This window comes from Microbulbifer maximicatervae (SeqCode), from assembly GCF_052467385.1.
The window spans coordinates 1,364,783-1,386,286 of record NZ_CP174311.1; the positions used below are offsets into that span (position 1 = coordinate 1,364,783).

Annotated in this window: 21 protein-coding genes; 16 read left to right on the forward strand and 5 right to left on the reverse strand. The window is 52.6% G+C overall.

The window, feature by feature from the left end; translation table 11 throughout:
- The first annotated feature begins 44 nt into the window (after window positions 1–44).
- The 6 genes from ACJJIR_RS05980 to rnhB all read left to right on the forward strand — a co-directional run bounded on the left by ACJJIR_RS05980 (window position 45) and on the right by rnhB (window position 4,938).
- Complete coding sequence (locus ACJJIR_RS05980) at window positions 45–560, forward strand: OmpH/Skp family outer membrane protein (RefSeq protein WP_413662813.1); 516 nt, start codon at window positions 45–47, stop codon at window positions 558–560.
- A 14-nt stretch (window positions 561–574) separates the two neighbouring features.
- Window positions 575–1,636 carry a UDP-3-O-(3-hydroxymyristoyl)glucosamine N-acyltransferase gene (gene lpxD, locus ACJJIR_RS05985; protein ID WP_444907648.1) on the forward strand — a complete coding sequence of 354 codons (1,062 nt, stop codon included), beginning with the start codon at window positions 575–577 and terminating at the stop codon, window positions 1,634–1,636.
- A 78-nt stretch (window positions 1,637–1,714) separates the two neighbouring features.
- Window positions 1,715–2,155: a 3-hydroxyacyl-ACP dehydratase FabZ gene (gene fabZ, locus ACJJIR_RS05990; protein WP_108734005.1), complete on the forward strand. Its 441-nt coding sequence runs from the start codon at window positions 1,715–1,717 to the stop codon at window positions 2,153–2,155.
- A gap of 106 nt (window positions 2,156–2,261) precedes the next feature.
- On the forward strand, window positions 2,262–3,041 hold the full coding sequence (gene lpxA / locus ACJJIR_RS05995) for an acyl-ACP--UDP-N-acetylglucosamine O-acyltransferase (protein WP_444896539.1): 780 nt from the start codon (window positions 2,262–2,264) through the stop codon (window positions 3,039–3,041).
- A 101-nt stretch (window positions 3,042–3,142) separates the two neighbouring features.
- Complete coding sequence (gene lpxB, locus ACJJIR_RS06000) at window positions 3,143–4,312, forward strand: lipid-A-disaccharide synthase (RefSeq protein ID WP_444907649.1); 1,170 nt, start codon at window positions 3,143–3,145, stop codon at window positions 4,310–4,312.
- Window positions 4,313–4,320: 8 nt separating this feature from the next.
- On the forward strand, window positions 4,321–4,938 hold the full coding sequence (gene rnhB, locus ACJJIR_RS06005; protein ID WP_282933664.1) for a ribonuclease HII: 618 nt from the start codon (window positions 4,321–4,323) through the stop codon (window positions 4,936–4,938).
- 15 nt (window positions 4,939–4,953) lie between these two features.
- Here rnhB and ACJJIR_RS06010 read toward each other — a convergent pair whose 3' ends face one another.
- Together ACJJIR_RS06010 and ACJJIR_RS06015 are read right to left on the reverse strand one after the other, a co-directional pair.
- Entirely contained in the window at window positions 4,954–6,216 is a 1,263-nt protein-coding gene (locus ACJJIR_RS06010) for an HlyC/CorC family transporter (RefSeq protein WP_444907650.1), read from the reverse strand.
- Window positions 6,217–6,295: 79 nt separating this feature from the next.
- Window positions 6,296–7,096, reverse strand: a complete 801-nt coding sequence (locus tag ACJJIR_RS06015; RefSeq protein ID WP_108734000.1) for a cytochrome C assembly family protein — start codon at window positions 7,094–7,096, stop codon at window positions 6,296–6,298.
- 205 nt (window positions 7,097–7,301) lie between these two features.
- Here ACJJIR_RS06015 and ffh point away from each other — a divergent pair, with 205 nt between their 5' ends.
- From ffh to ACJJIR_RS06045, 6 genes are all read left to right on the forward strand, one after another.
- Window positions 7,302–8,714, forward strand: a complete 1,413-nt coding sequence (gene ffh / locus ACJJIR_RS06020) for a signal recognition particle protein (RefSeq protein WP_444893186.1) — start codon at window positions 7,302–7,304, stop codon at window positions 8,712–8,714.
- A 155-nt stretch (window positions 8,715–8,869) separates the two neighbouring features.
- The gene (gene rpsP, locus ACJJIR_RS06025; protein WP_108733998.1) at window positions 8,870–9,109 is read left to right on the forward strand and encodes a 30S ribosomal protein S16; all 240 of its coding nucleotides are present in this window, start codon (window positions 8,870–8,872) and stop codon (window positions 9,107–9,109) included.
- 22 nt (window positions 9,110–9,131) lie between these two features.
- Window positions 9,132–9,671, forward strand: coding sequence for a ribosome maturation factor RimM (gene rimM / locus ACJJIR_RS06030; protein ID WP_108735295.1), 540 nt, complete (start codon window positions 9,132–9,134; stop codon window positions 9,669–9,671).
- Between the two features lie 12 nt (window positions 9,672–9,683).
- Window positions 9,684–10,448 (forward strand): tRNA (guanosine(37)-N1)-methyltransferase TrmD, encoded by a 765-nt coding sequence (gene trmD / locus ACJJIR_RS06035; RefSeq protein ID WP_444907651.1) that lies wholly within the window; start codon window positions 9,684–9,686, stop codon window positions 10,446–10,448.
- 73 nt (window positions 10,449–10,521) lie between these two features.
- Window positions 10,522–10,878, forward strand: coding sequence for a 50S ribosomal protein L19 (gene rplS / locus ACJJIR_RS06040; protein WP_282934563.1), 357 nt, complete (start codon window positions 10,522–10,524; stop codon window positions 10,876–10,878).
- Window positions 10,879–11,197: 319 nt separating this feature from the next.
- Window positions 11,198–11,947 carry a DsbC family protein gene (locus ACJJIR_RS06045; RefSeq protein WP_444907652.1) on the forward strand — a complete coding sequence of 250 codons (750 nt, stop codon included), beginning with the start codon at window positions 11,198–11,200 and terminating at the stop codon, window positions 11,945–11,947.
- Between the two features lie 53 nt (window positions 11,948–12,000).
- Here ACJJIR_RS06045 and aspA read toward each other — a convergent pair whose 3' ends face one another.
- From aspA to ACJJIR_RS06060, 3 genes are all read right to left on the reverse strand, one after another.
- On the reverse strand, window positions 12,001–13,467 hold the full coding sequence (gene aspA, locus ACJJIR_RS06050) for an aspartate ammonia-lyase (RefSeq protein ID WP_444907653.1): 1,467 nt from the start codon (window positions 13,465–13,467) through the stop codon (window positions 12,001–12,003).
- Between the two features lie 106 nt (window positions 13,468–13,573).
- Window positions 13,574–14,389: a helix-turn-helix domain-containing protein gene (locus ACJJIR_RS06055; protein ID WP_444907654.1), complete on the reverse strand. Its 816-nt coding sequence runs from the start codon at window positions 14,387–14,389 to the stop codon at window positions 13,574–13,576.
- A gap of 105 nt (window positions 14,390–14,494) precedes the next feature.
- Window positions 14,495–15,508 (reverse strand): asparaginase, encoded by a 1,014-nt coding sequence (locus ACJJIR_RS06060; RefSeq protein WP_444907655.1) that lies wholly within the window; start codon window positions 15,506–15,508, stop codon window positions 14,495–14,497.
- Between the two features lie 403 nt (window positions 15,509–15,911).
- Here ACJJIR_RS06060 and ACJJIR_RS06065 point away from each other — a divergent pair, with 403 nt between their 5' ends.
- From ACJJIR_RS06065 to ACJJIR_RS06080, 4 genes are all read left to right on the forward strand, one after another.
- Complete coding sequence (locus tag ACJJIR_RS06065) at window positions 15,912–17,234, forward strand: homoserine dehydrogenase (protein ID WP_444908404.1); 1,323 nt, start codon at window positions 15,912–15,914, stop codon at window positions 17,232–17,234.
- An 86-nt stretch (window positions 17,235–17,320) separates the two neighbouring features.
- Window positions 17,321–18,721, forward strand: coding sequence for a threonine synthase (thrC, locus tag ACJJIR_RS06070; protein ID WP_444907656.1), 1,401 nt, complete (start codon window positions 17,321–17,323; stop codon window positions 18,719–18,721).
- Window positions 18,722–18,781: 60 nt separating this feature from the next.
- Window positions 18,782–20,509 (forward strand): single-stranded-DNA-specific exonuclease RecJ, encoded by a 1,728-nt coding sequence (gene recJ, locus ACJJIR_RS06075; protein ID WP_444907657.1) that lies wholly within the window; start codon window positions 18,782–18,784, stop codon window positions 20,507–20,509.
- Window positions 20,510–20,588: 79 nt separating this feature from the next.
- On the forward strand, window positions 20,589–21,500 hold the full coding sequence (locus tag ACJJIR_RS06080) for a DMT family transporter (RefSeq protein WP_444893194.1): 912 nt from the start codon (window positions 20,589–20,591) through the stop codon (window positions 21,498–21,500).
- Window positions 21,501–21,504: the final 4 nt, after the last annotated feature.

The following is a 21,504-nucleotide window of genomic DNA, read 5'->3' on the forward strand; positions in this document are numbered from 1 at the left end:
CGTATATCAGCGCAATTAAAATAAAATCTATTGGAGAGACCGACGTGCTTAAGAATGTAAAAATTGTTGCAGTATTACTTGCAGGTATGACCTTGTCCGGCGCAGCGCTGGCGCAAACCAAGGTTGCGGTACTTAACCTACAAGCTGCGATCATGAGCACAGATGCAGCGAAAACCAAGGTTAACTCCTTGAAGACCAGTTCTGAATATTCGAAGCTGCAGAGCAGTGCCGAGTCAATTCGTTCTGAACTGCAAAAAATGGCTGAAGATGCCAAGAAAAATAGTGTGACCTGGTCCGATGAGCAAAAGACTGAGTACCAGCGCAAGATGAATTTCCAGCGCTCAGATTTTGAGACAACGGTGAAAAAATTGCGTGCAATGGAAGCTCAAGTGGGTCAAGAGATCCAGGCTTCTATGGGACCAAAGGCCAGAGATGCCCTGGACGCACTGATTAAAGAGCAGAAGCTTGACGTAGTGCTGGATTCCAATACTGCCTACTATGTAAGTCCTAGCGTCGACCTCACAGAGGCTGTTGTTAAGCGTATGAACGCAGCCAAGTAAGTCGATAGTCTTATATGAAAGATAGCTTTTCTCTTGCCCAGTTGGCGCAAGAGCTGGGGGCCGACTTGCGGTTGGCGCCCGGTTCAGATTCCAATCAAAAAGTTCAGGGTTTAAATACACTGCAGGATGCCGGTGCAGAGCACTTGGCTTTCCTCGCAAGCCCTAATTATCGACGCTTTCTGAAAACGACCAAAGCTGCCGCAGTGCTGGTATCGGAAGAGTTTGTTGAAGAGTGCCCGGTAACGGCTTTATGTGTTGCGGACCCCTACTTGGCCTTTGCTCGAGCAACAGCCCTGTTCGATACAACTCCTGAAGCACCTATTGGTATTCACCCCTCTGCAGTGGTTCACCCCACGGCAGAGATTGGTGCTGGTGTCAGTGTGGGGCCCGGCTCTGTGGTCGAGGCCTACGCAAAATTGGAGCCTGGAGCGATTGTTGGTGCTAACTGCTATGTTGGCGAGGGCAGTTTAGTCGGTGCAGGAACACGCCTGTATGCCGGCGTTGTTTTTCATCATAACTGCTCTATCGGTGCACACGGTATTATTCACAGCCAGACGGTTATTGGAGCCGATGGCTTCGGGTTTGCGCCCAATAAAGGCAGCTGGGTGAAAATTCACCAGCTTGGTGGAGTGCAAATTGGCGAAGATGTGGAAATTGGAGCCAATACCTGTATAGACCGTGGGGCTTTGGGCGATACGGTGATTGGGCGAGGAGTCAAGATCGACAATCTGGTCCAAATCGCGCACAATGTGAAGATTGGTGACTACACGGCCATAGCCGGGTGTGCCGTAATTGCCGGTAGTGCTGAGATAGGGAAGCATTGTCTTCTCGGTGGCTGTAGCCGTATTAACGGGCACATAACGATTGCAGATGGCAGTCAGGTGTCGGGTAACACGTTTGTTACTAAGTCGATAAAGGATACTGGTAGCTACTCTGGAGCGCTATCCTTTGCCGATAGTTCTACCTGGCGTCGTAATGCTGTGCGTTTTGGTCAGTTGGATCAAATGGCGCGCAGATTGAAAGATTTGGAAAAACAGGTTCAGGCACTGTCCCAAAAGAGTGGGACAGACGATTGAACTTTAGTTATTAATTAATTTGGCTTTGTTGTTTTCGGGGCGTTTTACGCCCCGAAGTGGTTTCTGGGGGCATTTGGAATGATGGATGTACGTGAAATTCGCGAGTATCTGCCGCACCGTTATCCTTTTTTGTTGGTGGATCGTGTAGTAGAACTCGAAGAAGGGAAGTATATAAAAGGCTATAAAAACATTTCTGGAAATGAAGAAGTTTTTAATGGCCACTTTCCGGAAATGCCTATTTTCCCGGGAGTGATGATTGTTGAAGCCCTGGCTCAGGTCTCGGGAATCCTCGGCTTTAAAACGTTTGGCAAAAAACCGGAAGATGGATATCTGTATCTGTTCGGTGGGGTTGATAAGGCGCGCTTTAAGCGTCAGGTGATCCCAGGTGATCGTCTTGAGCTCGAGTCTGAAGCGGTATCTGTTCGCAGAAATATCTGGAAATTCGCTTGTAAAGCCAGTGTTGATGGCGAGCTGGCAGCTTCTGTTGATATCCTATGTGCCGTCAAAAAGGTTCAGTAATTCTGTAAAGCTCGCTGGAGAGTTAGATTCAGGATTTTCCGGGTAGCCTTTGTTTTTAAGGGTACAGGTTACCCAGTACGATTAATGCCGAGGAGTAGATCCCAGAATGCAGACAAGTATCCACCCTACAGCTATTGTCGACTCTACGGCAGTAATTGGTTCCGGGGTGAGTATTGGTGCTTACACCATTGTTGGAGCCGGCGTAGAGATAGGTGATGGCTGTGATATTGCCTCTCATGTGGTGCTTAGTGGGCCGACCAAACTGGGGAAGAACAACCGAATCTACCAGTTTGCTTCCGTAGGGCAGGATACCCCGGACAAAAAGTATCGTGGTGAAGAGACGACACTCGTTATTGGCGACAATAACGTGATTCGCGAGGGGGTTACGATCCACCGTGGTACCGTTCAGGACCGAGGTGAGACCACTATTGGTGACGAAAACCTGATCATGGCCTATGCCCATATTGGCCACGATAGTGTTGTTGGCAATCACACTATTATGGTGAATAACTGTGGTTTGGCCGGTCATGTTGTTGTTAAGGACTGGGCGATTCTGAGTGGTTATAGTTTGGTTCACCAGAACTGTACTGTGGGAGAGCATGCTTTCCTGGGAATGGGCGCTGCTATCGGTAAAGACGTTCCTGCTTATGTTATGGTTGCCGGAAACCCTGCCGAAGCAAAGACCATTAACTCAGAAGGGCTGCGCAGACGGGGCTTTTCTAGAGAAGATATTGCCCTGATCAATAAAGCTTACAAGACCGTTTATCGTCGCGGTCTTACTATGCAAGAGGCGCTGCAGGCCTTGATGGAGTTGCGCGAACAATCTCCAGTTATTCAGCCGTGGATAGAGTCTTTGCAGTCTTCCACTCGCGGCATTGTTCGCTAATTCACTTCTCTTTGGAGCTGTTTCGTGCGGCTCCGATTGCACTTTATGCAACTCCCATTTAATTCCAACGTAAACAGCTCCCCAAGAGGAGGGATTTAGGCGTGTCAGAAAAAAATAAGCCGATACGAATTGGTGTCGTTGTCGGTGAGGCGTCAGGAGATATCCTCGGTTCTGGTTTGATGGCCGCATTAAAAACTCGGCTTCCCAATGTAGAGTTTGAGGGGATTGCCGGGCCGCGCATGCTGGAACTGGGTGCTAAAAGTTTATTTCCTATGGAGCGGCTGTCGGTAATGGGGCTGGTAGAGCCTTTGAAGCGCCTTCCGGAACTGTTGAAAATCCGCAGATCTCTCCGTCGCCACTTTACTGATAACCCTCCCGATCTATTTATTGGTATAGATTCCCCGGACTTTACATTGACTCTTGAGGCTGCACTCAAGGCTGAGGGTATCCCCACCGTCCATTATGTCAGTCCTTCGGTTTGGGCCTGGCGGCAGGGTCGAATTAAAAAGATTGCGCGGGCTGTCGATCACATGTTGACCCTGCTTCCATTTGAAGCGAATTTCTACCGAGATAACCAAGTACCGGTGACCTTTGTTGGCCACCCTTTGGCTGATGAAATTCCCCTGCAAGTGGATGTTGCCGGCGAACGCAAAGCATTGGGCTTTGAGAAAGACGACCGGGTAATTGCCCTGTTGCCTGGCAGCCGTGGAGGTGAGGTTCGCATGCTGGGGCCGTTGTTTCTGCAGACGGCCCGATGGTGCCACCAGCGTCACTCGGATATTAAATTTGTTATTCCCGCTGCTAACAAGCAGCGTATGGATGAGATTCAAGAGCAGCTAAAAGATTATCCAGAACTCCCTATTACTTTACTTGAGGGGCAATCGAGACGAGCCGTTTCTGCGGCAGACTGTGTGCTCATTGCATCGGGTACAGCAACCCTAGAGACAATGTTGCTTAAAAAGCCCATGGTCGTTACCTACAAGCTGGGTAGATTGACATCTATGATCGTCTCGCGGATGTTGCATACCCCATGGGTTTCGCTGCCAAATTTACTAGCCCAAAAAGAACTGGTACCGGAAATTTTGCAGAATGATGCTATTCCAGAGAATCTTGGTGCGGCGGTGATGCAGTACTTTGAAGATCCGCTTCTTGGGGATCATTTAGAGCGCGAGTTTTTCGAAATGCATCAACAGTTGAGACGCAATGCTTCTGAGCGGGCTGCTGATGCCGTGGTGGGGCTGCTGGAAGCTAAGCCTGAATCTGCCGAGTAGTATAAGTTATGAGTAGTAAAACAGAATTGCCCCCCTATGTTTGCCCTTTCAAGGGTGATTTGATTGCAGGTGTCGATGAGGTTGGGCGCGGCCCCTTAGCTGGTGATGTAGTTGCCGCAGCTGTGATTCTTGATCCTAACAAGCCAATCGCCGGGCTTGCCGACTCCAAAAAGCTGACTGAAAAAAAGCGCGAGCAGTTGTTTGATGAGATTTGTGAGCGAGCGCTCAGTTACTCCATAGCTCGTGCAACAGTTGAGGAAATTGACCAGCTAAATATTTTGCAGGCAAGTTTACTGGCGATGCATCGTGCAGTTGCACAGCTATCCGTGCAGCCTGAATTTGTGTTGGTGGATGGCAATAAAAAACCGAACTGGGATTACCCTTGCGATACCGTTGTAAAGGGCGATGGTCGTGTCGCTGCAATTGGGGCGGCATCTATTTTGGCTAAGGTGACCCGTGATAGGGAAATGGTAGTGCTGGACTCTGAATATCCCGGTTACGGCCTTGCAGGTCATAAAGGGTATCCCACCAAGGCGCATATGGAAGCTTTACAATTGCAGGGTCCCACTCCAATACACCGCACCAGCTTTGCACCGGTAAGGCGCTTGCTAGAAGAAGTTGAGTGATTAACGGCTGTAGCGTTACTTGTCGATTCGCTTGATTCTGGCCCGGGTAATCATCTTGTCTGAGACCTCCTCAATTTCCACCAGGTAATTGAGGATGTACAGGCTGATATTGCCGTCGGGGATACTCTCCAGGTGTTCCATTGCCAGGCCGTTAAAGGTTTTCGGCCCGTCGGTGGGCAGTTCCCAGCCAAGGGTGCGATTAATATCGCGAATAGAAGTGCCGCCCTCGATCATGTACCAGCCATCTTCTATAGCGACTATCTCCTCGTCATCGCTGGGTACTGGACTTGCGGTGAAGTCGCCGACAATTTCCTCCAGCAGATCTTCCAGGGTAACGATACCCATTACCTCTCCGTACTCATCAACTACCAGCCCCATGCGGCGCTTGGTTTTCTGGAAGTTCATCAGCAGTGTGGGGAGTGGTGTTGCCTCGGGTACGAAGTAAGGCTCATCGGTGAAGGAGTTGAGCCGCGCTGCCGTTAAATTTTCTGGTCCGTCGCGCAGTATTTGCGCCGCTTTTCGCAGGTGAAGTATGCCTACTACTCGATTGATGTCACCGCGATATACGGGGAGGCGAGTGTAGGAACTTTCCGCTAGCTGCTGCAGGATCTCTTCGGCGCTGTTTTCCAGGTCAACGCCCATGACTTCATTGCGCGGAATCATGATGTCTTCAACGGTTGCTTGGTCCAGGTCCAGCACGTTGAGCAACATGCCTTTGTGCTTGCTGGGAAGCAGGGCGCCTGATTCGAATACAACGGTTCGGAGTTCTTCGGGGGCCAGGTGTTCCGCTTCGCTATTCGCTTTTGTTTCGACTCCCAACATGCGCGCCAGGCCGTTGGATATGCCACCAATCAACAGCACCAGGGGAGTGAGCAGCCATTGCAGTGGGCGCAAAATAAATGAGGCGGGGAAAGCAATTTTTTCCGGGTGTAGAGCGGCAATAGTCTTTGGCGTGACCTCAGCAAAAATCAGTAGGGCAAGAGTTAAGACTATGGTGGTGAGTATTTCTCCGTATATCTGCGCGAATACTGAGCCGGCGATTACGGATACAAGAACGTTAACGAGATTGTTGCCGATTAGAATTGAGCCGATCAGCTTGTCTGGGCGTGCGAGTAGCTCGGTGGCGCGCTTTGCCCCGCGGTGCCCGCTTTTGGCTTGGTGCCGCAGACGATAGCGGTTAAGCGCCATCATGCTGGTTTCGGAGCTGGAGAAGAAGGCGGATATCAGTATCAATAGGGCCAGCAAACCGAATAGCAGGCCCGTGGGCATCTCGTTCAAGGGAGAACTCTTTTTATTTCCAAGCGGAGATATTGGAACATATTGCCGACCTCCGCAAGCTTTGCAGTCGTATATTCGATTACCCGCGCTGGAGAATGACTTCCATAACCAGCTTACTACCAAAATAGGCAAGTAGTAGGGCGGCGAAAGCGCTTAAGGTCCAACGCACAGCGGTATTGCCTCTCCAGCCCAACCTCCAGTGTCCCCATAGGAGTATGGTGTAGAGAACCCAGGCGACCATAGAGAGGATGGTTTTGTGTATTGGCCCCTCTTCAAACAAATTGCCAACAAAGACGAAACCGGTTAGCAAGGAGGCGGTGAGCAGTAGTTGCCCGAAAGTGATCAGGCCAAACAGCAGTGATTCCATGCTCTGCAATGGTGGCAGAAGACGGGTGGCGCCTACCGGCCTGTGGTTGTGCAGCTGCTGGTTGAGGTAGTAGAGGTAGATCGCCTGAAGGGTAGCCAGGGTCAGCAGCGAATAGGCAGAAATAGACAATAGAGCGTGTACCGCAATGCCGGCAGAGATCTGTTGATGTGGCGTTACGGTGCCCCAAATATGGGATGCGGCAAATTCAGTGGCGGCTCCCACTGGTGCGAAAATAAGAATAAGTAGCGTAAGTGGCCGGCCAACGGCCAGGATCAATAATAGAAAGTTAACTACCCAGGAAATCAGCGAGAGCATTGCCAGCAGGTCAAAGCGATAGCCTTCGGGTGAAAAGAGAACGTGTCCCAGGGATATTCCGTGGGTGACAAGTGCACCCGCCAAAAGGCTGAGAAGCAGTTTGGAATTCGGCTGTTGTTTTCGGGCCAGAGCCGCACCTGCAACTATGGTTGTGGCCAGGTAGAGAGCGATAGCTGTCCAGTGGGCGAAAGCCGCCATGGGTAAATCCGTGTCTTCATTATTGCGTTAGGGCAGGAGTGTGTCATAGCCAGTTGAAACAAGGAAGACTTGCGATATTTCGGCTGTGGCGAGACCTGGGCTATACTGCCGCGCCTCAGAGAGGGAGTTGCAGTTTGCTCCCCCCTAATTTCGCGCCCCTCCGCACTGGGGTTGAGTCCGTAAACGGAGAAATCGAGACGAATTTATGTTCGATAACCTGAGTGACCGCTTATCGGCGGCCTTAAAGAAAGTTACCGGTAAAGCGCGCCTTACGGATGACAATATCCGCGATACTTTGCGCGAAGTGCGCAAGGCGCTGTTGGAGGCGGATGTCGCCCTGCCAGTGGTTAAGGCATTTGTTCAGCAAGTGCGCACCGCTGCGGTAGGACAGAAGGTTAGCAAGGCTCTCAACCCGGGCCAGCAGTTCGTCAAGATTGTTCAGGATGAGCTGGTTAAGGTGATGGGTGCGGCTGCAGAGCCTCTCAACCTCGCCGTGCAACCTCCGGCGGTAATCCTGATGGCGGGCCTTCAGGGCGCTGGTAAAACCACCAGTGTGGCCAAACTGGCCAAATACCTGCAGGAGCGTGAAAAGAAAAAAGTCATGGTGGTGAGTGCGGATGTCTACCGCCCCGCCGCTATCAAACAGCTGGAGACCCTGGCCGGTGAAGTGGGGGCACAGTTTTACCCCTCTACAGCTGAGCAGAAACCGCTGGATATTGCCAAGGGTGCTGTGGACGCTGCCCGCAAACAATTTGCCGATGTGCTGATTGTGGATACTGCCGGTCGACTGCATGTGGACTCCGAGCTGATGGATGAGATCCGTGAGCTGCACAGTGAGTTGGACCCGGCGGAAACCCTGTTCGTGATCGACGCAATGATCGGTCAGGATGCGGTAAATACCGCAAGTGCCTTTAATGATGCACTGCCGCTGACCGGTGTGATTCTCACCAAGGCCGATGGCGATGCCCGTGGTGGTGCCGCTCTCTCCGTGCGTCACGTCACAGGCAAGCCAATTAAGTTTATCGGTGTTGGTGAAAAGACCGACGCCCTGGAAACCTTTCACCCGGATCGTATCGCCTCCCGTATCCTGGGTATGGGTGACATTCTGTCTCTGATTGAAGAAGCAGAGCAGAAGATTGATAAAGAGAAAGCCGAAAAGCTGGTTAAGAAGGTCCAGAAGGGTAAAGGCTTTGACCTGGAAGACTTGCGCGATCAGCTGCAGCAAATGCAAAACATGGGTGGCTTTGGCTCCCTGTTGGAGAAAATGCCCGGCATGGGCGGTGTAGCGCAGGCTGCACAACAGGCCGATATGGGCAAAGAATTTAAGCGTATGGATGCCCTGATTTCCTCCATGACGCCGGCCGAACGCCGCAATCCTGACCTTCTTAACGGTTCGCGCAAGCGCCGCATCGTTGCTGGTTCTGGCACCCAGCTACAGGACTTGAATCGCCTGCTCAAGCAGCACAAGCAGATGGGCAAGATGATGAAGAAGCTCAAAGGCGGCGGCATGGGCAAAATGATGCGCGGCCTCGGCGGCCTGCCCGGTATGGGCGGTGGTATGCCTGGCGGTATGGGCGGTATGCCTGGAGGCCTGCCACCGGGCCTCAAAAAGAAGTAGAGAACCGCAGTTCTCCGGGCGGCTTGGCGACCCTATACAAATCTGGGGTGGTACATTAGAATACGCCGCCTTTCTGCCGGCCCTGCTGCCGGTAAAAAGTTGTTGTGGTGACTGCTTAGTGCGGTTGCCTAGTGTTGAACCTATAGGAAAGTTACATGGTAACCATTCGTTTGGCCCGTGGTGGTGCTAAAAAGCGCCCGTTTTATCATCTGACCGTTACCGACAGCCGCAAATCTCGCGACGGTCGTTTTATTGAGCGTGTTGGTTTCTTCAATCCGGTTGCCCGTGGTCAGGAAGAGCGTCTGCGTGTTGATCGCGAGCGTGTTGATTTCTGGCTGGGTCGTGGCGCGCAGGTTTCTGACCGCGTCGGCAAGCTTCTGAAAGAATCTGCTTAATTTGCGCGTAAGTGGTGCTCCTGTGACAGATAACGGAAAACCTTCCGAAGAGTTGGTCACGGTTGGGCGCGTTACTACCGTTTATGGTGTGCGCGGCTGGGTCAAGGTTCACTCCTATACCGAGCCGATGGACAACATCCTGCAGTTCCCTAATTGGCGCTTGCAGGGGCCGAAAGGTTGGGAAGCTCTCGAAATTGACGCTGGTAAGCGTCACGGCAAGGGCTTGATTGTACATGTGAAAGGCATTGATGACCGCGATTTGGCGGCTCGACTTTGCCAGCGCGATATTGCTGTAGCTCGTGAACTGATGCCTGAGCTTGAGCATGGTGAGTATTACTGGCACCAGCTCGAGGGGTTAAAGGTTGTCAGCCATTTCGATGGCGAAGATCACGACTTTGGTACCGTCGCTCGCATGATGGAAACTGGCGCCAACGATGTAATGGTGGTGCGCGGTGGAGCGGATAAGCGCGAGCGCTTGATTCCCTACCTACCTGATCAGTTTATTACCAATATTGACCTGGAAGTCGGTGTAATAACCGTCGACTGGGACCCGGCTTTTTAAGGCGTAGGAGCGATGACAAAACGAATCGCTCTGGTAAGCATTTTTCCGGAAATGTTTGCCGCATTGACCGAGTATGGCGTCAGTGGACGGGCTGTGAAAGATGGCCTTTTAGAAGTTCGCTGTTGGAATCCTCGGGACTTTACCAGTGACAGGCACCGGACTGTGGACGATCGCCCTTATGGTGGCGGACCGGGAATGGTGATGTTAGCTGAGCCCCTTTACCAGGCTCTCGAGGCTGCTCGAGCTTGGGCTGGTGAAGATGGTGAATCTGTACGCAGTATCTACATGTCTCCCCAGGGTCGACAGCTCGATCAGGGTGGAGTGGAGCAGCTGTCTGCAGCTGGCAACCTGGTGTTGTTGGCGGGGCGCTACGAAGGTGTGGATGAGCGTATCGTCGAATCTATGATCGACGAGGAGTGGTCCATTGGTGACTATGTCCTCAGCGGTGGCGAACTGGCTGCTATGGTGATGGTGGATGCTATTACCCGCTTGATTCCCGGCGCACTTGGACACAACCAATCGGCGGTTGAGGACTCTTTCTCCTCTGGCTTGCTGGACTGCCCACACTACACCCGACCGGAACAATATCGGGGAGTAGCGGTACCGGAAGTTTTGCTTTCCGGCAACCATGAAAGAATACGCCGCTGGCGCCTGAAACAGGCATTGGCGCGCACGCAACAGCGACGCCCGGACTTATTGCAAGGGTTGGCGCTGAGCGATGAGCAGAAGTTGTTGTTGGATGAGATCCAGCGGGAACAGAAGCTCGAAGAAAATTGAGGCCGAATTCGCCGGGAGGCGCGAGTAGTTCGGTGAACTAGCTGAGAAGCTACACAATCTGTATTTGGGAGCGATCCAAATGACTAACAAAATTATCCAGCAGCTGGAGCAGGAACAGCTGAAGAGCGAAGTACCTCCCTTCGCACCGGGCGACACTGTAATCGTTCAGGTAAAAGTAAAAGAGGGCAACCGTGAGCGTCTGCAGGCGTTCGAAGGCGTGGTTATCGGTAAGCGCAACCGTGGTCTGAACTCCTCCTTCACCGTGCGTAAAATTTCCCACGGTGTTGGCGTTGAGCGTACTTTCCAGACTCACAGCCCGATGGTTGACAGCCTCAAGGTTAAGCGTCGCGGTGACGTGCGTCAGGCCAAGCTGTACTACCTCCGCAGCCTGACTGGTAAAGCTGCACGTATCAAAGAGAAGCTCAACTAAGCTCTCCTTGATAGCAGAAAAAGGCCGAAGCGTACGCTTCGGCCTTTTTTGTATGTGGGTTACGAGCAGCTTATTTGGTGTCCCAGATTGGGTCTGCTTGCCTTAACTGACATAAATGGACACGGGCTTGCCCTGGCGCGGGGATACAGTCAATTTCGCTAAAGCGCTCACGTCTTGCGGTGTTTTGCGTAGTCCAAGGTGACTGGATATGTTAAAACGTGCCAATTAGGTTCGCAGCGGCAAAGAGCTGCCATACTGGCTGGAACTGAAGGCCGATGATTAAGTCGAAGCCCAATGAGAATTTAAGGAGCAATTGGTAATGACGCTTATCAAGAAGCCGCTGGCAATCGCTGGCGCGCTACTCAGTCTGGTGGGCTCTGCAGCGTTGGCAGAAGTCGATACCAACGTTGTAAAAACCATCAAGACACGCCTTGAGGCGAGTAATCCCAAAGCAACCTATGGAGAGGTACGGGAGAGTCCAATTGAAGGGCTTTACGAAGTGGATGTCGATGACGGCAACACGACCCTGTTCGTCTCTGCTGATGGCAATCACTTTGTTTACGGCGATCTCTACCAGGTGAAGGCTGGCGGTGTTGCCAACCTTTCCGAGCAGCGTAGAGCGACACGCCGCGCTGCGGTTATGGGCTCCCTTGATACAGAAGATATGATTGTCTTCTCCCCGAAAGGTGAAACCAAGGCAAGCGTTTATGTATTTACCGATGTGGACTGCGGTTACTGCCGCAAGCTGCACCAGGATGTGCCCGAGCTGAATAAGCGCGGTATCGAAGTGCGCTACCTGGCGTTCCCGCGCGGTGGTCTTAACTCCCTGGGATATCGCAAACTGGCAACTGCATGGTGTGCGGAAGACAGCAACAAGACGCTGACTGCACTTAAGAACCGTGAAAACGTGCCTTTGGATGTCTGTAAGACAAACCCGGTGGCAGCTCAATACAAGTTGGGCAACGAGGCTATCGATGTGCGCGGTACGCCGACTATCGTGATGGAAGATGGTCGGGTTGTTCCCGGTTACTTACCACCGGATCGCCTGCTTAAAGAGCTGGGAATCTAAGCCCGGCTGATAGCTAAAAAAACCGGCAGCCGAGAGGCCGCCGGTTTTTGTTTTTAAGCGGGGTTTTTAATTTCTACTTTTCTCGGCTGGGTCATATTCTCCGGCGCGAGGATATCGTTCAGTTCCTCCTCACTCAGTAACCCCTCATCAAGAATTAACTGCTTCACACTGGCTCCGGTAATTAGTGCCTGCTTGGCGATGCGGGTGGCATTTTCATAGCCAATAAACGGGTTTACCGCAGTAATCAGGCCGATACTGTTCTCAACCAGTTGCAGGCAGTGCTCTTCGTTGGCAGTGATGCCGCTCACACAGCGATCCGCAAGCGTGGTCATGGCTTGGGTCATCAGGCGCATGGACTGTAGCAGGTTAAAGGCGATCACTGGCTCCATTACATTGAGCTGCAACTGACCGGATTCAGCAGCCAGGGTAATCGTGAGGTCGTTGCCGATCACCTGGTAGGCGACCTGGTTAACCACTTCGGGAATAACCGGGTTGACCTTGCCGGGCATAATGGATGAGCCGGGTTGCATCGGCGGCAGGTTAATTTCATTGAGGCCAGCGCGAGGGCCGCTGGAAATCAGGCGTAAATCGCTGCAAATTTTCGAGATCTTAACGGCGATGCGTTTCATGACACCGGAGAACATCACGAAGGCGCCCATGTCGGAAGTGGCTTCCACCAGGTTTTCTGCGCAGACAAAATCGATGCCAGAAATTTCTGACAGCGCGTTAACAACCAGCTGGCGATATTCCGGGTCCGTATTAATGCCGGTGCCGATTGCGGTACCACCCATGTTGATCTCTTTGAATAGAGCGACCAGCTCCTTAACTCTGTCGACATCTTCGCGCACAGTGGCGGCGAAGGCGGCAAACTCCTGGCCCAGGGTCATAGGTACCGCATCTTGCAGCTGGGTGCGCCCCATTTTAATTACTGAGGCAAACTCTTTGGCCTTCTTGTCGAACTCAACGCACAAGCTCTCCATGGACTGAACCAGGTCGCTGTAGCTGAGCAGAATGGCCAGGTTTATCGAGGTTGGATAAACATCATTGGTAGATTGCGACAGGTTTACATGGTTGTTGGGGTGTACTTTTTTGTACTCGGCTTTGTTGTGACCGAGTAATTCCAGCGCGCGGTTGGCAATCACCTCATTGGCATTCATATTGGTAGAAGTGCCGGCGCCGCCCTGAATCATATCTACCAAAAATTGATCGTGCAGTTTGCCATCGATAATCTCGTCACAAGCAGTGGCAATGGCATCTTGCAGTTTGGGCTCCAGGTAGCCGAGCTGTCCATTGGCGCTGGCTGCAGCTTTTTTTACCATCGCCAGTGCTTTTACCAGATTGGGGAAGTGATTCAGGGTAATTCCGGTAATCTGGAAGTTTTCCAAAGCACGCAAAGTTTGAATGCCAAAATAGACATCGGCCGGTACTTCGCGCTCACCCAATAGATCTTTCTCCAAGCGGGTTTCTGCACCTGCACTAAAAACCGGCATTGGTTTGAGTGTGTGGAAATCGTTGGTCATCAGTTTCTCTTCTCTTCATCATATGGGCCTGTGTGGGGTGGGGTAATATCCCCACCTCCCGCAAGCCTCGTGTTGGGGTAATTTAGTAATTAATTGGAAAGTATTTTTAGAGTGGTGTCGCAAAGAAACTCTGCGGCCCCTCTGTAGAGGTTGCGCGAATATTCTCGCGAATATTTTTGTTGATCTCTTCGGACTCAGGACCAAAAACACCACATAATTTCAGTGCATTTTTTATGCTGATGTTGCGACCGAGAGATTCGAGAACTACTTTTGTGCAGACGGGCTCACGCCTGTCACTGGCGGATGCTCCCAGCTTTAATCCGGATAGATAGCTGACTCGGCTTTTATAAGTAGGGTATAAAATAGTTTGTGCGATTTCATTGTGAGTCAACGACTCATAGCCGACTAAAAAAATACGATCGGCAAGAAAGAGCAGCATGCCTTTATAGCGGGATTTATACCACTCATCCCTGTCCGGGTAGCGCATTCGTTCGAAGCGCTGAAAGTAATATCCATCACCATCCGACTCAATATGCAGCAGGCTGCGAATAATATGGTCGGAAAAGGTCATAGAATAGTGATATTCAAAATAGAAACCCAAATATTTATCGGCTCGTCCCTGGGATTCCCGCATCAGGATATCAATATCGCGATTGTAGGGCCTGGCTGGGAGACTGTCGGAAGAAGGTACATTGCGCACGCGAACAATTTGGCTGAATTGCTCGTGGGGCATCACGATTTCATGGGGCTCTACACCAAAAAAATGACATATCTTTCCCAGGGTATACTGGGAGGGTTGAGTGTTACCGTTGAGATATTTATTGAACTGGGCACGATTCACCCCAATTCGCCGGCACACCTCGGCTATGGATGGGTAGAAGCTGCACAGAAGGCGGAGGTTTTGCGAAAAATCGTTGCTCATCGGTATTTTGCTTCTGGATAGAGGTTATCCCTTCAATCCCTGTTAATCACTCGGTCCCTTTTAAAAGGCGAAGCCATATGGCTTCGCCAATAGTTCCAGTTTCTATCAGTTGGGGTGGTTGCACTCACCGCACAACGGGCGCTGTAATAGGGTTTTAATTTCCGTATCGGAATAGCCCATTGCCAATAGGTGGTTGAGCTTTACAAAACAGGCTTCGCTGGTCATATCCAGACCACCTATAACACCGGCATCAAGCAGTGCGGAGCCCGCAGCGTATTTACCCAGATCCACCTGGTGCTCCAAACACTGGGACACTGCTACACAAATAGTGCCGAGCTTTGAAGCCTTCTCAAGCTGCTCAGTAAATGCACTGTCGTCAGTCGGCGCATTGCCGGTGCCGTATGTTTCAATAATCAGGCCCTTGGGGCGGCTCTCTAAAATTTTCTCAATCAGTGAGGGAGATATACCGGGAAATAGTTTCAGTAAAATCACTCCGCCATTGGCATTGGTGGGAATCTGAAACTGCGGTTCACCGGTGGGCACCAGCAGGGCGTTGTGGTCGATATTGACCTGGATACCCACTTCCCCGAGGCAGGGGTAATTGGGGCTGCTAAAAGCATCCAGTGAGCCAGAGCTGACCTTTACTGCACGGTTGCCGCGTAGAAGTTTGCCGTTGAAGTAGAGGCAGACCTCCCTGATATCGTCGGACCCGCTTAATAATAGCGCCGCAATTAAGTTGTTATAGGCGTCGCTACGCATCTCCCGCAAGGGAATCTGGGAACCGGTGACGACCACAGGCTTTTCTATGCCTTGCAGGGCAAAGGACAGTGCTGAGGCGGTGTAGGCCATGGTGTCGGTGCCGTGCAACACCAAAAAGCCTGAGTACTGGCTATAGTTGTCGCGTATCAGGCTGGCAATGTGATACCAGTCCTTTGGTCGCATATTGGCGCTATCCAGCAGTGGGTCGAGTGCCTGGAAATCGTATTGTGGAAGCTGGCCGATAACATCTTGTAAGAGGCGGCCCAGAGCGCCTTCCAAGTCGGCGTCAGGCACATAGCCCGATTCGCTTCGGCGCATTCCCAGGGTTCCGCCTGTATAAAGGATTAGGGTTTTCTTCATTACTCGACCACTATCTGAGTCCGGATTCAGTACGCCCCTATTTTGTGCAAAGGCGCGGTGGATGCAATTTCGCAGGTTGCTGTTACCTGATGCTAGTAGATGCTTCTATAGCATCTACTGAGGACGCTGTTGGTTTCAAGAGGTGATTTTGGGTGACAGAAGTTTCGACTCTACTCTAGCTGGAAGCGGTGCCTTTATGGCGCAATTATATTGACTTTTTTACGTTCCGCTCGGTAAGGTTGATGATCTTTTGTCAATTTTATTTGCATTTATTGCGCGACTTCCTGTGGTGGCACTTTCTATGTAATCGGGGTAGATCCCGGTCTGGTTCGCTGCCCTTATAGTTGCGCGGAGGAACATTGTGAGCGCAACAGTGGAAGAGACTGCGGAGGCGGAGGCTCAGGTGGTTGTAAAAAAGGCACCTCGTGCCGTGCGGATCGGTATCTGTGGCTTGGGTACTGTCGGCAGTGGAACGGTGAATGTATTGGCGCGCAATGGGCGGGAAATTGCAGCCCGTTGCGGTCGCGCCCTGGTCATTGAGCAAATAGGTGCGCGCCGCGATAACGCACACTGTGATACCAGCCAGATAAACGTTACCCGGGAAATTTTCGATGTCGCCAATAATCCCAACGTGGATATTTTGGTGGAGCTTATCGGTGGCACCACGGTAGCGAAGGAACTGGTGCGTACAGCGATTGAAAATGGCAAGCATGTTGTCACCGCCAACAAGGCGTTGATTGCCGAACACGGCAATGAGCTGTTTGAGCTGGCCGCAAAGCACAATGTCACCATTGCCTATGAGGCGGCAGTAGCTGGCGGTATTCCTATTATTAAATCCCTGCGCGAAGGATTGGTGGGCAACCAGGTGCAGTGGCTCGCCGGAATTATTAATGGCACCGGCAATTACATCCTCACTGAGATGCGGGAAAAAGGGCGGAGCTTTGATAAAGCTCTGGCCCAGGCCCAAGCATTAGGATATGCAGAAGCGGACCCCACTTTTGATGTGGAAGGTATCGATGCTGCTCACAAGCTGGTGATTATGGCTTCCCTGGCATTTGCTATGCCGCTCGCTTTTGACAAGGTGTACACCGAAGGCATCAGCCGGATCTGTAGTGAAGATATTCGCTACGCCGATGAGCTGGGATACCGTATCAAGCATCTGGGGATTGCGCGTCGCACCGACAAGGGCGTGGAGTTGCGGGTGCACCCGACCTTAATCCCCCAGCGCCGCCTGATCGCCAACGTAAACGGCGTTATGAATGCGGTGCTGGTCAGCGGCGATGCTGTGGGACCAACCCTGTATTACGGCGCTGGTGCGGGCGATGAAGCCACGGCATCGGCAGTGATCGCCGATCTTGTTGATGTGGCCCGCACTCTTGAGGCCAAGCCGGAGCACAGAGTGCCGGCAGCGGGTGTCGCTCTTGCGAACCAAGGGGGAACCCAGGTTCTGCCGGAAGAAGATGTTATTACCAGTTATTACCTGCGTATCGCCGCCCACGACAAGCCCGGTGTTATGTCTCAGGTGGCCACCATTTGCAGTGATCAAGGCATCAGCATCGAGGCTCTGATCCAGCACGAACCGGTTGAAGGTGAGGCACTTGTCCCGGTGGTGATTTTGACCAGCCGGGCCGATGAAGCCAGCCTCCGCCAAGCGGTTGCACAAATAGAGGCGTTGGAAACGGTCGAAGGTGAAGTCGTCAGGATTCGTGTCGAGAGCCTCGGATAAACCTCGCGGGCGCCGAGTGACATAACCCCGGGCTCGGTGCCCCAATCAATAAACTCCCCAGCCAGCGATAAGAGCCAAGAAATACTGTGAAATTTGTCAGCACACGCGGCAGCGCGCCGTCTCTCTCCTTCGCCGATACTGTACTAACAGGTCTTGCCAGCGATGGAGGCCTCTATGTTCCCGAGACTCTGCCGAAGTTTTCTCGCGAGGAAATTGCCTCTATGGCTGGGCTCGATTACGAGCAGCTGGCCTTTCGCATTATCCAGCCGTTTGTGGGGGATGATCTCAGTGATGAAGAGCTGAGCGGTATTATCGGGCGTTCCTACAAGCACTTCCGCCACAAGGCTATTGCCCCGCTGGTGCAGACAGATACCAATGAGTGGGTGCTCGAGTTGTTTCACGGGCCCACCCTGGCATTCAAAGATTTTGCCTTGCAGTTCCTCGGTCAACTCTTTGATCACCTACTGAAAAAGCGCGGTGAAAGAGTGGTGGTTATGGGAGCAACTTCTGGGGATACCGGTTCGGCCGCGATCGAAGGTTGCCGCCATTGCGACAATATCGATATTTTTATTCTGCACCCCCATAACCGTGTGTCTGAAGTCCAGCGACGCCAGATGACCACAGTGCAGTCGGACAACGTATTTAATATCGCTCTCGAAGGTAATTTCGACGATTGCCAGAATATGGTGAAAGCGAGTTTTGCAGATCAATCATTCCTGCCCGATGGACGCCGCCTGGTAGCGGTTAACTCCATTAACTGGGCGCGGATTATGGCGCAGATCGTCTATTACTTTTATGCTGCCCTGCGCCTGGGGGCGCCGGATAAAACCGTTAATTTCTCCGTGCCCACCGGTAATTTTGGCGATATTTTTGCCGGTTACCTCGCGAGGCAGATGGGATTGCCTATCGACCAATTGGTAATTGCGACCAATGCCAACGATATTCTGCATCGTTGCATCAGCGGCAATGACCACACTCCCAAACCTCTGGTGCACAGCTTGTCTCCCAGTATGGATATTATGGTGTCGAGCAACTTTGAGCGATTGCTGTTTGATCTCTACGTTCGCGATGGCGCGACGGTTGCTGAATTGCTGGCGGATCGCAGCCAACCCATGCATTTGAGTGAATCGGCCCTGGGCAAAGCGAGAGAAGTTTTCTTCTCCAGTCGGGTGGATGACAAGCGCACGGTTGAAGTGATCGGTGAGACCTTCAGCTCCTGCGAATATCTGCTCGATCCGCATACAGCTATCGGGGTTGAAGCCGCACGACAGGTGCGTCACTCCACCGAACAGCCCATGGTTTGCTTATCTACCGCACACCCGGCAAAATTCCCCGATGCCGTGGCCCAGGCCCTGCCAAAAAAAGAGATTCCCCTGCCGAGTCATATGCAGGATCTCTGGCAGCGGGAGGAGCGCTTCAAGGTATTGCCCAATAACTTGTCCCAAGTACACGACTATATGGCGACGATGCTGTCAGAAGGCAGTTAATCGGCACACTGTTGTGCAATAAGCGGCAACCGATTAGCTATTAGTTTGCTGAGAAATACATTGAGTACAAAAATTCAGCGACGGCCAGTGGATTTGTCTACTGGCCGTTTTGCTTCTGAAATACCAAAAATATTGCAGCGTGTCCTGTTGGGGCGGGGGATTGTCAGCGAAGAAGCGCTGGATCACAGCCTCTCTCAATTACAGAGCCCACAGAGTATGCGAGGGCTGGAGGCTGCCGTTGCCATGCTGGTGGATGCTATCCACGGGCAAAAGAAAATCCTTATCGTGGGGGATTTCGATGCGGATGGAGCCACCAGTAGCACCTTGGGGGTGTTGGCCCTGGGTGCAATGGGCGCGCCGGGAGTGGAGTACCTGGTGCCGAATCGCTTTGACTTCGGCTACGGGCTGACTCCAGAAATTGTCGAGGTAGCCAAAGATTATCAGCCCGATCTGCTGATCACCGTAGATAACGGTATTAGCAGTATCGAGGGCGTGGCAGCGGCAAAAGCTGCTGGTATGAAAGTGATTGTGACGGATCACCACCTGCCCGGCAGTGAGCTGCCGCAGGCGGATGCCATCGTAAACCCGAACCAGCCGGACTGTGACTTTCCCAGCAAGAACCTCGCCGGAGTGGGGGTGATCTTTTATCTGCTCAGCCGCTTGCGCACGGCCCTACAGCAGAGTGGGTGGTTTGAGCAGAGCGGTATCGCCCCGCCCAATATGGCCGAGTACCTGGATTTGGTCGCCTTGGGTACTGTGGCCGACCTGGTCCCACTGGATCACAACAACCGGATTCTGGTTCATCAGGGCATCGCCCGTATCCGCGCCGGCCGCTGCCGGCCCGGAATTGCCGCCCTGATGGAGGTTGCCGGGCGCGACCAGCGCAGGCTCTCCACCACAGATATTGGTTTTATTTTGGGGCCGCGTATTAATGCGGCTGGCCGTCTCGACGATATCGGCACCGGTATCCGCTGCCTGCTCACCCGCGATCCCAGTGAGGCGCGGGAGCTGGCCGGCGAGCTGGACGCCCTGAACCGGGATCGCAAAGCGATCGAGCAGGGGATGCAGCGGGAAGCAATGGCGGCCCTGGATGAGTTGCGTCTGGAGGGCGAAATTCCCTGGAGTTTGTGTCTGTACGATGCCCACTGGCACCAAGGTGTGGTGGGTATTTTGGCCAGCCGCATCAAAGAGAAATTCCACCGCCCGGTGATCGCATTTGCTGAGGGTGATAACGGCCTGGTGAAGGGCTCTGCGCGTTCGATTCCCGGGCTGCATATTCGCGATGCCCTGAGTGACGTAGCCGCCGCTCATCCGGACCTGATCAGCAAGTTCGGTGGCCACGCCATGGCGGCGGGGCTGAGCCTACCCCAGGAAAACCTGGAGGCTTTCCGCAACGCTTTTGAGCAGGTGGTGCGCAACCGCCTGAATGAAAATCAGCTGCACGCGGTTATCGACTCTGACGGTGAGTTGGAATCTGGGGATTACACTTTGCACACGGCAGCCATGTTGCGCGCTTGTGCGCCCTGGGGACAGGCGTTTCCAGAGCCGGTATTCGACGGTGAATTCCTGTTGCTGCAACAGCGCATTGTCGGCGAGCGCCATTTAAAAATGGTGGTGGCGCCGCCCCAGGCGCCGCAATTAGCGCTGGATGCTATTGCTTTTAATGTGGACACCGAGCAGTGGCCGCAGCCCACGGAAAGAGTGCGCTTGGCTTTTAAGCTCGATGTTAATGAATTTCGCGGGCGGGAATCCCTGCAATTAATGGTGAGCCTGTTAGAAGCGGTATAGGGCGCACTTTGTATTTGGCTGTTGGGAAAAACATGGAGTTTTTTGCAACAGCTCCCAAGTTGTTTGGAAGTAAAAAGTAGTGAAACGTAAACAAGTCCAGGCCGAAGTCTTACTGTTATTAGCCGCTCTCTTCTGGGGCGTTGCCTTTGTGCCGCAAAAGATTGCCATGGCGGATATTGAGCCGCTGGCATTTAACGCATGGCGTTTTATTCTCGGCGGTTTAATCCTGATCCCTATCGTTTACTGGTTGTCCTCCCGTCGCGATGCCCAGCCCGGTGAAGCCGAAGGGCAATCGGTGAATCACACCTGGCGGGCCTGCCTGCCCGGTGGCGCACTGTTGGGTTTTTGGCTGTTTCTAGGCGCGGCACTGCAACAGGTGAGCCTGCTGTATACCACTGCCGGCCGCGCTGGATTTATTACCGGTTTTTATTTACTGCTGGTGCCGGTGATCGGTTTGTCCCTGGGGCATAAAACCAATCGCTGGACCTGGATGGGAATTGGTCTCGCTTTGTTCGGTCTCTATTGGTTGGCGGACTTCAGTGAAGAATCCCAGCTGGTGGGCGACTTAATGGTATTTGCCAGCGCCTTTGTTTTTGCCATCCAGGTATTGACGGCAGATCGACTGGTAAAACGCTACGACGCTTTGCGGCTCGCCTGTATCCAGTTCCTGGTGTGTGGCCTTTTGTCCGCCGTAGCTTCGCTATTTACCGAAGAGGCGACACTGCAATCGGCGATCGATGCGGCTTGGCCTATCGCCTATATGATGATTTTCTCCACGGCACTGGCGTTTACTTTCCAGCTCTTGGCCCAACGCTACGCCGCGCCTTCTCACGCTACCGTAATTATGAGCCTGGAGGCAGTTTTTGCCCTGGCGGCGGGCTGGCTATTCCTCAATGAAATGCTCAATACCACGGAGTTAATTGGCTGTGGTTTGATGCTGGCGGGGATGCTGGTCAGTCATTACGGCAACCACAGCGGTACTCACCACTAGGAAT